Genomic DNA, 11,168 nt, shown 5'->3' on the forward strand with positions numbered 1-11,168 from the left:
AGACGGAGAAGCGCCCCCTCGGGGTTCCAACTGTCTCCGACCGGGCGCTCCAGCGCAGCACGGCTGAGGTATTGTCCACCATCTACGAGCAGGACTTCTTGCCCTGCTCGTTCGGCGGCAGGCCGAAGCTCAGCGCCCATCATGCCTTGGCGACCCTCAATGAGGTCATCGCCGGCGGCATGATCAGCTGGGTGTTGGAGGCGGATTTGAAGAACTTCTTCGGGAGTCTCGATCATGATTGGGTCCTCCGGTTTGTCGAACATCGAGTCGGTGATCCGCGCCTGATCAGCTTGATCCGGCGCTGGTTGAAAGCGGGCGTCTTGGAAGACGGAGCGGTGCACCCGAGCGAACAAGGAACGCCACAAGGCGGATCGATCAGTGTACTTTTGAGCAACCTCTACCTACATTACGTTCTCGACCTCTGGTTCGAACGCGTGGTGAAGGGTCGGTTGCAGGGCGAAGCCCGACTGGTGCGCTATATCGACGACTTTGTGATCTGCTTCCAATATCGATCGGACGCCATCCGCGTACAGGAGGCCTTGCGTCTTCGGTTGGGGAAGTTCGGCCTCACTCTAGAGCCGACCAAGACCAAGTTGGTCGAGTTTGGTCGGTTCGCGCAAAGACACGCGGGCAAACGCGGCAGAAACCGCCCGGAAACAATCTACTTTCTGGGTCTGACGCTCTATTGCACGCGAAACCAAAAAGGCAACTTCAAGGTTGGGATGCGCACCGAGAAATCTCGGCTAAAGCGCAGCCTTAAGTCTCTGCAGGAGCTGATGCGGCGAATACGGCATTACAAGATCAGTGACCAGGCCGGTGAAATCAACGTCGTCCTGCGCGGCCACTATGCCTATTACGGCGTCGCCGGAAATCTCCGGAGTCTCGTAAAAGTTTATCGGGCCGTGGAGCGTTACTGGCGCGGAATGCTGCGCAGCCGCAGCTGGGCAGGCGGCCACCTCACTTGGGACGCCTTCAACCAAATCAAAGAACGGACACCGTTGCTGAAGCCTAAGCTGCGCCTTCCTTATCGGGAGCTGCAGGCGCTTGCGGTGCTGTGAACCAACTGTCGAAGAGCGTCGGTGCGGGAAATCCGCACGCCACGTTCTGTGGGAACCGGGGGCGGGCGACCGCCTCCGGTGACCCGGTGACAATGGGTTTCGGGGAAGCATCCAATGCAATCGAATCTGGAGGCGCGTCGGCCCTCGGCCGCGGATTGACCATGCGTGACAGGATCAGCTCGCCTACGATGCCGGCGGCACGCGACGGTCCATCTTGAGCGCAGGAATATCAGAATCACGTGGGATCGAGCCGGCCGCGCTCCAGGGCAGGGGTGTCAGTTGTGTGCATCGCGATTGGACCCGCGCCTGATGGAAACGGCGGTGATCTCGCAAGTGGTCCTGGCGACACTCACCTGGCATTCGTAGCCGGATGGCGCAGTCGCAGCTCCGACGCGCGTCGGCATTCTTTCGTCTGGAGCAGCGAGCTAGGTGCTTAGTCCCGGCGTTTGCCGCGAGGCGCTTCAGGGTTCTCAGCCGCCCCTCGGCACAGCGCGTTAAACTTGGCGTTTTTTCGGGGCCACATGTTCTATTCACGAGATGCCTCGCGCCGAGCTTTTCGAGCAGAGGTCGAAGCGATGATGAAGTAAACACAAGCGGGGCTCGCGTTCGCGCGAGCAATTGCTATGCATTTCTCGCGAATCCAGATGAAATCCGGTCGAAGGGCCTGTCGTACATGTGGGGCCCAAAGATTGTTACGAGCATCGCGGAGCATCTTAGCCGGTCGCTCAGTCACTCCATTAAACGAATTCAGAGAAGATTGAGTTGATCAGCCGTAAAGGCCGCTTGGGTCCGTCTGCTCGCCCCCAGTTTTCGCATAGCGTTTTTGATATGAAAATTGACGGTATTCTCGCTGATTCCCAGGATTTTACCGATTGCCCATGACGATTTGCCCTCTTTCACCCAGCGCAGGCAGCAGATCTCGCGTCGTGAAAGTGCAACCCGTTTGTCACCGCCACTGCTAGAGGGGCGAGCGATCTCGCGATAGGCGATGTGAAAGTGCCAGGCTAGCGTGTTTAGATGGCCGATGCGATCCTGAGGATCAGCGTCATCGAAGGGTGACGCAAAGGACACAACCGATACTTGCCCCAATGGACCAAATAATGGCACGCTCATCCCATGCTTCAGGCCCGCGTCCCTCGCCTCCTCCAGCACGCGTTTTTCGTCGGGTTGGAGCTGATAGTGATCAGCGAGACGATCCCAAAGGAACGGTTGCGCAAGCGTCGGTGTTCGCCGGACCACCGGATCGATGGTATGGTATTTGCGTTTGAAATATCGGTCGCACCACTCGGGTGGCCACTTCACAGCCACTGTGGGCGGTGGACACTCGCTAAGCTGGAGCGGCGCGGCGAAATTAAGCGTCCCGTAGGCAACTTCACTGAATCCCTCCTTCGTGGCGCAGTTTACCAGGAGATCGAACAGCGCTCTGAGCGAATGCGTCTGGCTTGCGCATTCGGTGAAACTAAAAAGATTCATGATCGTAGCCTTGCGGGCCCACTCAGGACTATCAGTGTGGGGAGTGGCGCTTGTTCCAGGGGGAGCTAAATTCCGTTCCATGGCTTGCACTCTTACCTCTTGTCTTCATGAGAGCTCAGGGACGCCCACGTCGCTTTGCGTCACACCGATCCCGGAGTTTGTTATCCGTCCGCAAGCTGTGCCGGCACAATCGTGCCGTCAAGAGCGGAGCTTCTGTTCCTGTTCTTCGTCGAGATGCTGAACGTCGCGGTTCGGGATTCAGTGGAGAGAGAGCGCGCTGGTGAACCAGGCGGTGCGCCGCTTGGCCCATACGGTTCCGACATCAATCCTGTATTTGCCGCCGAACCCAACAGCAGCGTCATTCTTCTTACTCCCCTTGCGAGCGGGACCGTGAGCGATTCACTGATGCTGCTTTCTTGGATGGTCTCATGGACGCGCCCGGGAGCAGCACGGTGACCGTTTCATGATGGCCGGACGCCTGCGCAGGTGCGTTGGAGACGTCCAGCGCACATGCAGAACCCATGACGTAGATGATCCCCGCGCTGAAGGTGCAACGGGAGATACGCACAGTAGCGAGAGCTGCCTGATCCAGAGGATACTTGCATGCGCATCTCCAAAGGAGAGAGATCGTGAATCTAACACAGCAACTGTCGTGCCAACTGCAGGGCTAGTAAAAAGCAAGCTGGAAACAATGGCTTCCCGGCAAGTCGGGTCCGGAGAATCGCGAACGCATTGCGGTAATGGTGACATTCGAGGAAAACGCGACGTACCATTTGCGTAAGCCCAGGCATAAGTTGGCCCAAACCAAGAAGAGGGTAGCTTGCGGCCCTTGCCTTCTCTTCGAACCGGTCGGGAAAAGGTAACGTTCCCCTCTCACAGCCCGGTCAAGTACCGTCTGTCCGCTTCTTCCGATGATCTGGCTGTACACTGCGCGCACGAGAGTTGCTCGGGCACCGAGCCGTTCCTCATCGCACGAGGATGAGCGGTGGCAGATGATAGGAGCGCATCCGTCAAAAATCGACATGTCTCATGTTGAGGAATGTCGCCGCGGTTGCCGATGCTGGCCCCAGGGGAGGTGAGGTCGATGCTTCCACCGCCTGCAAATGCGGGCGTAATAGTGCGATTGGCAACCGGATGAACCGCGCCGCGCGACTGGCTACGGTTGATCAAGCGGGCGCGGTTCGACGTGACGTTGTCGGCTCTCACCGCAGGAAAACTGGCCTTAGTTTGAACCCGGTCTGTTTTGTAGGAATGCCTACTTCGTTGTCACAAATCGCGAGCCTACACGCTCTCACGCTGGCAACTCTGGCGCGATGTCGCAATACGTGCCTTGCTCAGTGCCGCATCTCCATAGCAATGTCCGTGCGAGTAGTGCCGTCAGTTAAAAGTCGGCATCGGCGTGAAGTGGATGTACCTGTTCGCCAAGCGGCTTGATCACGGCGACTTGCGCTGACCCATCACCAGGGTACCGACTAGACCAAGCCACGAGAGCCGCTGCTGAAAACGCAGCGACGACAATTGCGTATCCGCGAACCGCGAGACAGCGACCGTTCGGTTGCAGTGGATTGCCCTCATCGTGCCTAACAGCAAATGCGCCGCGAGGCTCCTCAGACGGGGCGGAGTGCTTTCAGTTTGTTGTCACGAAACATTCCCTCCAGCCGATGATAGGGTCGCCGAACACGTCGTTGCTGCACGGTAGTGCACCGATAAAGCTTCGATGGTGAGTAAACGAACCTTGCCAACCATCATGGATCCAGGGGACGACGGGAGTGCGGCAAGGGCCGCGTTCGGCGCAATGCGTCCACTCGGCGTTTGCTTCAGATAAGCCAATCAGAGCTGCGGCTGCGGCCGCCACAGAAAACGCAACTCGTTTCATCGAATGATCCCTCTTCAGGTTCGATCATTCACCGGCCGCGGCGTGCCTTGGACAAGATCGCAACCACGATCTTACCTCACGCATAGAGCAAGCTTTCTGAATGTGCGAGTTACCAGTTCATGTGTGGTACAAGATGCCGCACGATTAAATTTGGTTGACTGGTCGCAGCCGCAGAGGAACGAAGACGTGCAGGGAAGCGACTTTGTCCGCATGAGTAATCTAGGCAGGTCTCATTGCTGTCCGGCCACTCCCGGTCTGCCAGCGAGCATGCAAACCGCAAGGCGATCGAAAGTAGGGGCAAGCGCGAGAATGTCTACAAAGATCGACAAAGCCGTGCTGTCATCACACGGAGCAAAACTTATTGTGTAGCCTGATGCTTGGAATACGCGGGCATGAATCGGTTCGCCACTGACGCCAGTGGGTGAGCGGGAGGGTACTGCTTCACTCGCCCGCGCCGCGCCCTACATGTCCCTGCGCGTTTTCGATTATAACTGGAAAACTGAGCGGGCACTGAGCCAATTTTTCAGTGATGCGACAATGATCCTCCGCCGAGTTCAGCCTTAATGGAGGAGCGCCGCCACCCGAAAAGTTAATCGCGGCACATCACGGATGAACTATGCCGCGAATACGTCTTTAGCGACCTTGAGCGGTGATGCCTTAACGAATTTGCGAGCCGGCTTCGCCGCGAACTTCATCGGTGCCTTCGTGAAAGGATTGACGCCGATGCGGGCTTCAGTAGGGGGTTTGCTCACAACGGACATTTTCACCATGCCGGGAATGACGAACTCTCCGCACTGATGCAGTTCTTTGTAGCCTATAATCGCCAGTCGCTCGATCACGGCCCTTACGTCAGCTTTGGGAAGCTGGGTACCATCAGCAATCGCGTCAATTAGCCGGCTCTTGGTCATCTTGGACATCATGAAATCCTCTACGAGGCAGAGAACGTTTTCGTTGAGCCCGGCAACGTGCAAATTGTTAGGCCGTTGGACAGGCTCCGGAAGCGATGGCTTTAAAAGCTATCGTAAGCGAAAACACAAGGCTCAGTTCCGTATGCGGCGCTTTGCCGGTTCATGCGTCAGAAACTTGGTCGTGTCTCACCTGACCGACTGGGCCAAGCGGCACATATTGCCCGCCGCTTCCACCAATCGGGGGATCGATAGTGGAGAAAGGCATTAGCCCAATGTCTTGCCGCGCAACTCGTTTTTGTCGCTGCCTTTTGTATGCACTCACCAACGACGAGGTCCAAGGCAGTCAGGCCGAAAAAGATCCGTGCAGCTTCGGACGCCACCAAGCGATGCGTCGATCGGACAAGCAATTCAAGCCGAAAGAGGCCTACCGGCTCCTCGCTTCGTTCGTGTCGCATATCCAACTATGGTTGCGTTGAATGTCAGTTGAGAGAAACCGCAGGCGGTCATTCCGAAACAGAATTGCAATTTGTGCCGGCCGTCATGGATAGCGGGGGGCCGGCGCCCGCGCTTTCGATGCCGGCACACTCGCCAGCCGGCACGCAGCCGGCTATCCGCCGCAGATTTGGCCCCCGACGCCGCGACCGCCGGCGACGTATTCGTGCCTTCATGGAAGGCGCCAATCACCACCGGCCTGAAGGCCTAGCTCATTGCATCCTTTGCGTCGTGATTGTCGATAAATGCTGCCCGTTGGGATTCCTGTAACGATTGGCGAGGCTTTGTAACAATGAAGCCATCTGGTCCGGATCTGATCGAACGGTAAATTCTCCATAGTTAGGGTCGAAAACCGTGGTCCTTCCATTCGAGGCCGACGTCGCGATCGTGTGTGCGCCGCCTTCGGCGAAATACAAGCTGAGCAAATGGTTCGATCCATCTTCGTTGATTTCGTTCACCATGCGCTTGACGTTCGAAGACTTGCCGAATGCGAATCTCTTCTCTTCTCCAGCCGGTTCCAAGCCTGCGTCCTCCAAAATGGTATTTTGTGCCTGAAGGTCGGCCTGAGAAGGTCCTGCTCCCCTGCTCCGCAACTGATCCTTGAGATTTTGATATTGCTGCTGCCGTTCAGCCGCTGAGGCGTGCGTTTGCGATCCGGGTGTGAGCGCACTCATTCGGGTTGATGGGCTGTTGTTAAGATGGCGGAACCACTCCGCAGTCAGCCCAACGCAGATGCCGTCCACATTCGCATCACGCAGGTAGGCTGTTCTGTATTCAAACAAGGAGGTGGCCGGACTCTCTGGAGAGGATGTACTGGGGTCGGAGGCGCTAGAAGTTTGAACGTTTGCATCCGAGGTATGTGGCTTGCTGCAGCAGGCCCCCATCTTGTCAGGCAACTCCCCCGGTTGTGAGCTCCACTGAGGCGCGAGACCTGCAAGTGTTTCCGTAAAGCTGCCGCTATCAACCGACTGACTCGGTTCGTCAGCTTGTCTAGTGCATGTGGATGAGCCACTGATTCGATCATACATGACGATTCACCTTTCTGTGCTGCGCTAGGGTCTGTTTGGATTCATCTTGAATTTGTCACGGCGGCGGTGAGATTGATCATTGCTTCGAAGCTGAGGTCAGTTTTGTCGGCTCGCATGGCGATCCGCTTGAATTCCTTGAGCTTGCAGAAGAAGTTTTCGATCAGATGCCGCCATTTGTACATTTCCTTGTCAATCGCGAGAGGTTTTGCGCGCCGCGGGTGCTGGGAGATGACGATCTTGGCGCCGCGTACGTCGAGGTCGGCAATGATGGCGTTTGAGTCGAACGCCTTGTCTGCAATCAGTGCATCGAAGGTCAGTCCTTCGATCAGCGGCGGGACGCCGACCGTGTCAAAGCGCTGTCCCGGCAGCAGCACGAAACGCACGAGATTGCCGAGCGCGTCGGTAAGTGCCAGGATTTTGGTGGTCATTCCGCCTTTCGAGCGACCGATGGCCTGGTTTTGCGTCCCCCTTTTGCGCCCTGTCCGTGGCGATGGACTTTGACGATGGTGGCATCGACCATGACGTACTCCATATCCGGCTCGTCTGAAACCGCATCGAACATACGCTTCCAGACGCCCGCCTTCGCCCAGTCGCGAAAGCGCGTGTACACGGTTATCCAGTTGCCGAAGGCGCGCGGTAGATCGCGCCACGGACTGCCCGTGCGGGCAATCCACAACACTGCTTCGACAAACAGCCGGTTGTTATTGCCGCTCCGGCCGGGATCGCCCGGCTTGCCAAGACAAAGCGGCTCCATCTTCGCCCATTGGGCGTCAGTCAACACGAATCGGTCCATCCCAAGCTTGAATCACAACCAAGCCAGGATGAGAATCCTGAATCCAAACAGACCCTAGTCTGTACGCATCAATTCGGGCTGCTTAGGCCCTGCTGCGAGGATACCCAGACAAGCTGATGGCGAGCTGACGGGCAGCTGTTGTCCAGCTTAGAAAGCGTTCCTTTGTCGGACTTCTGACAATGTCTGATGCGGCGCGGCGTAGCGCTGTGTCAGAGCCTCCCGCGCGTCGGCTGCCGGATTCCGGAACGACATTGACAGGCTATCGCTGCGATGCCCTCGCAGCACGCCGCCGAGCGCCCACGGGGCGTTCTGCAAGCCTCGGCCAGAGCGACGAAGCTTTCGCCGCCGCGCACGACATGGCATGCTCGAAGCTGGAGAACGCCAGCCGGAAGTGACAGAGCCGGTGATCGAGCGGCCTCATACGTGCATGCTGCACCGGGTAATGGCGGAAGAACACTTTCCCGCGCCTGCGGGCGGCGATCGAGGCCTTGGCGGCCATCCGCGCGCAGTACTACCAGACCTCGACCAGGCGCTACCGCAGCGACGCTGCGGGGGAGGCCAGCGTGCGCCGGCCTGGACGCGCGGGAGGCCGCGGCGTGCGCGCGCTGCCGTCGGTCCGATCCGATGCAACGCCGCAGCCCGATGCGACGGATGAAGCGAGCGTGAGCGACGCCGCCCTGAGCCGGCGCAAGGACGACCATCTGGACATCGTAGTCGGCGACGGAACCATCGCCGATGGCGGCATAATCGCTTAATGGGTTTGGATAATCGTTGGCGGCTTCGGCGCGAATGGGTTGATGTCGTGGCTGGCGTCATCTTCCATCCGAGGTCGCGAGCGCCTCATGATGATTTCCAGATCGGCGCCGCAGTGAGTGCGGACAAACCGCCACCGGCGGATTGGCTGTCAATCGGCGTCGGACGGGGTCTCGGCGTCGACGCGAAGTTCGCTGGTCGACAGGGCGACGACGGCCGTGATCTTCCTGGCGTCGAACAAGACGGGCGCCCCAGTGGTCGGGCGTCAATTGGACGAGAGCACCCCTGCGAAGGCGGGAAGGGTTAGCAGCGATGTTGCGCGAATAATCTTTTCATTGCGTGAACTTCCATTATCTTGCCGGTTGCCGGCGAAAAAGGCCTACTTCAAAGCGGTCTCGATCAAATTGGCCAGCCTGGCTCCCGCCAGGGCGGCCCGCGCTCGGGCCACGTTCTTGGCGTCGGTCTCGTACTCGCGCGTCAGGAAGGGCGGGTTCCGTCGCATACTGACCGGCGGCGCGTACGCGAACTGCTTTGCGAGATCGGCGCTCTCTTGAGCCCAGACGGCGGGATCGACGATCTGCGCCTGCGCTGGGCTGACGCCGACGCCCGACAATCCGTCCTTGTCGTCCGCGTCGAAGATCATGCGATATGGCGAGGCGTAACCGCCAAAGATGGCATCCCAGTCCCACGCCCAGCGCCTTCGATAGCGTCGGACGCAAGGCTCCGCTAACTGATGCGGCCTTGCTCCATTTACTCGCTGGCGCTAACGCTAGCCCTTCTGTCGGCGTAGGGGGCACGGTGAGCAACGCTCGCGAGTTTATCGATTTCTGGATTGAGAACAGCATTCACGCTGTCGAGCAGTATCGGACGGTTGGCGCGTCGCAGGACGTGGCCGAACTCACCCGGCGCCTTGTCGAGGCTGCCGAAGGGCAGGGTATTTCGGAAGCCGAGTTGCGGGCTGAGATCGGCGACATTTCCGACTACATCGAAGGCCGGCTCAAGGCTGCGAATAGGGCTGAGAACGAGCGGCGTAAGCCTGCCTAGGCAACCTACAACTTGGCGAGGAAAGCCTTTGCTATCCAGAGTGGCCCTCCGGAAACAGGCCGCGCTCGCTACTCAGCCACTTTGTAGTCGCCCGTGAACAAGCCTGTAAGCGATTGAGCGGGAGTCTGTTTTTGGGATTTGACGGCGTTTGAGATTGCAGGGATTTGAGGCTTGATGGCCGCAAACCTTGCAAATTCGCTTTGTGGATTCCTCCTCGCTGTGAACCGTGCTTCTGTGGTGCACCGGAGGGACGATGCGGCCGAAGAAGCACAGGACGACGGGATCGAACGATCTGTTCCAGGCACGGCTGGACCAGATCATCAACATGAAGCACGAGCTCGTTCAGCTTGCCGGCAAGATCGACTGGGACTGGATCGACGGCGAGATCGCCCCGCTCTACAGCGAGAACGGCAAGCTGGGGATCGAGACCCGCTTCATGATCGGGCTGCTGTTGCTCAAGCACATTTACGGGCTGTCCGATGAGGGAGTGTGCGAGCGCTGGGTCCACGATCCGTACTTCCAGTTCTTTACTGGCGAAGAGTTTTTCCAGCACGTTTTCCCGCACGAGCGCTCGGATCTGAGCCATTGGCGCAAGCGGCTCGGCGACAAGCTGGAGCAGTTGTTGGCCGAGAGCCTTCGGGTGGCGCGCGAGGCCGGTGCGTTACGCAGCCAAGACCTCAAGCGGGTCACGATCGACACCACGGTGCAACCGAAGGCCATCAGCTTTCCGACCGACGCCAAACTGCTGCATGCAGCGATCCGGGGGCTGAACCGCCTGGGCGCGCGCGCTGTTCAGCTGAAGCCGACACCGGCGCCTAGTCGGTCCCGCAGTGCCGGTCGACTGATGACAAGATTGTTGAGGTCCAGGTCCGGCCGTCTTGCTGCCAATCGCCTAACAAGTTCCCGGGTGCCGTCCACGACAAAGACGCCGCAGTCATAACCGTTTTGCTGCTGTCTTATCGGGGCCTGTTGCAGGTTAGCGTCGAGCCGTCCTGCGAGTTCTGCTGCGGGCCTGTCATTGTATCCCTGGGTGGAGTCATAGTGATAGCCGACCGGCCGGCCCCGATTGCGGCGATCAACCAGCAGCAGCGACCAGTGACTGCCGCGCTGATGTCTATCCGTATCGCTGGCATCGCTTACCGGCAGGAACAGGAAGTCGGCTGTATCAGGGCGAACCCACCCTAATGCTCGTTCGACTACCTCCTTGGAGGGGGATCGCAACATTTGGGCTATCAGGGGATCCACGAACCGCGTCCGGGCGGCGAGATTCGGATTGTTCTGCAGCAACTCCTGCGCCAGGAGCTCATAGTCCCGCTGGATATGCTCGTCACCCAGCCACTGCGTGGGGCCCAGCACGGCTCCGCTGCGCTGGCCGGAAGAGGCGACGGTAGCCGAGGGGCCCATCTGAGCACCCGGGACAGGAGACGGGCGAGGATAATGGATGAACTGCGCACCGCGGCGTCCTCGCGGCCCCAATGGGATCGAGCGGGTCTCACCATTGACGGAGACCTGGGTTGGGCCGCTGAACTGGGTCGGCAGGACCCCGATGTTATCCAGGACATCGCGTAAGAAATCCGGCACCGGCTGGCGGCCATCCTGCCAATCCGCGTCGACTCGGTGTCCGATGTTCTCAAGCTCCTGAGGTACGCCCGACGACCGCCCGACGAAGAACGCGGGTTTACCGGCAGGGCTGAGCACCGGCGCTGACTGAGCATCGTCACGCATCTGCTGCGGCGTGTACGG

At 59.0% G+C, this 11,168-nt stretch carries 9 protein-coding genes and 2 pseudogenes; 4 read left to right on the plus strand and 7 right to left on the minus strand.

What is annotated here, in order from left to right:
• A partial coding sequence (locus tag Q2M23_RS11300) for a reverse transcriptase domain-containing protein (protein ID WP_316395586.1) occupies nt 1-1,058 on the plus strand: 1,058 nt, incomplete at its 5' end.
• A gap of 747 nt (nt 1,059-1,805) precedes the next feature.
• Here Q2M23_RS11300 and Q2M23_RS11305 read toward each other — a convergent pair.
• From Q2M23_RS11305 to Q2M23_RS11325, 5 genes and pseudogenes are all read right to left on the minus strand, one after another.
• Nucleotides 1,806-2,531, minus strand: coding sequence for a LuxR family transcriptional regulator (locus tag Q2M23_RS11305; RefSeq protein WP_316395587.1), 726 nt, complete (start codon nt 2,529-2,531; stop codon nt 1,806-1,808).
• Nucleotides 2,532-5,021: 2,490 nt separating this feature from the next.
• On the minus strand, nt 5,022-5,324 hold the full coding sequence (locus tag Q2M23_RS11310) for an HU family DNA-binding protein (protein WP_316395588.1): 303 nt from the start codon (nt 5,322-5,324) through the stop codon (nt 5,022-5,024).
• Between the two features lie 695 nt (nt 5,325-6,019).
• A complete protein-coding gene (locus Q2M23_RS11315) occupies nt 6,020-6,589 on the minus strand; it encodes a YopT-type cysteine protease domain-containing protein (RefSeq protein WP_316395589.1) in 570 nt (189 codons plus the stop codon).
• Nucleotides 6,590-6,876: 287 nt separating this feature from the next.
• Nucleotides 6,877-7,628 (minus strand): IS5 family transposase gene (locus tag Q2M23_RS11320; protein WP_316395591.1). Its coding sequence is split into 2 segments (ribosomal slippage): nt 6,877-7,298 and nt 7,298-7,628, totalling 753 coding nucleotides; the frame shifts between segments, so codons are not numbered across the junction.
• Nucleotides 7,629-7,826: 198 nt separating this feature from the next.
• Nucleotides 7,827-8,043, minus strand: a pseudogene (locus Q2M23_RS11325) (IS21 family transposase); the annotation flags it as partial.
• A 73-nt stretch (nt 8,044-8,116) separates the two neighbouring features.
• Here Q2M23_RS11325 and Q2M23_RS43980 point away from each other — a divergent pair.
• On the plus strand, nt 8,117-8,383 hold the full coding sequence (locus Q2M23_RS43980) for a hypothetical protein (protein WP_410469718.1): 267 nt from the start codon (nt 8,117-8,119) through the stop codon (nt 8,381-8,383).
• A gap of 377 nt (nt 8,384-8,760) precedes the next feature.
• On the opposite strand, the gene Q2M23_RS11335 is transcribed toward Q2M23_RS43980, so the two are convergent.
• Nucleotides 8,761-9,024, minus strand: coding sequence for a S1/P1 nuclease (locus Q2M23_RS11335; RefSeq protein ID WP_316395593.1), 264 nt, complete (start codon nt 9,022-9,024; stop codon nt 8,761-8,763).
• Nucleotides 9,025-9,179: 155 nt separating this feature from the next.
• Here Q2M23_RS11335 and Q2M23_RS11340 point away from each other — a divergent pair, with 155 nt between their 5' ends.
• Both Q2M23_RS11340 and Q2M23_RS11345 read left to right on the plus strand, forming a co-directional pair.
• Nucleotides 9,180-9,425: a hypothetical protein gene (locus tag Q2M23_RS11340; RefSeq protein WP_316395594.1), complete on the plus strand. Its 246-nt coding sequence runs from the start codon at nt 9,180-9,182 to the stop codon at nt 9,423-9,425.
• Nucleotides 9,426-9,678: 253 nt separating this feature from the next.
• Nucleotides 9,679-10,203, plus strand: a pseudogene (locus tag Q2M23_RS11345) (transposase); the annotation flags it as partial.
• Nucleotides 10,204-10,217: 14 nt separating this feature from the next.
• On the opposite strand, the gene Q2M23_RS11350 reads toward Q2M23_RS11345, so the two are convergent.
• On the minus strand, nt 10,218-11,168 hold a 951-nt coding region (locus Q2M23_RS11350), incomplete at its 5' end, for a Ulp1 family isopeptidase (protein ID WP_316395595.1).

The sequence above is a fragment of the Bradyrhizobium sp. 33ap4 genome (assembly GCF_032654765.1).
Classification (GTDB): Bacteria; Pseudomonadota; Alphaproteobacteria; order Rhizobiales; family Xanthobacteraceae; genus Bradyrhizobium; species Bradyrhizobium australafricanum.

Bases quoted from the DNA above. Each gene is read 5' to 3' on its own strand.
- Q2M23_RS11310 (WP_316395588.1), bottom strand. From the start codon at position 5,324: ATGTCCAAGATGACCAAGAGCCGGCTAATTGACGCGATTGCTGATGGT.
- Q2M23_RS11305 (WP_316395587.1), bottom strand. From the start codon at position 2,531: ATGAATCTTTTTAGTTTCACCGAATGCGCAAGCCAGACGCATTCGCTC.
- Q2M23_RS11335 (WP_316395593.1), bottom strand. From the start codon at position 9,024: ATGATCTTCGACGCGGACGACAAGGACGGATTGTCGGGCGTCGGCGTC.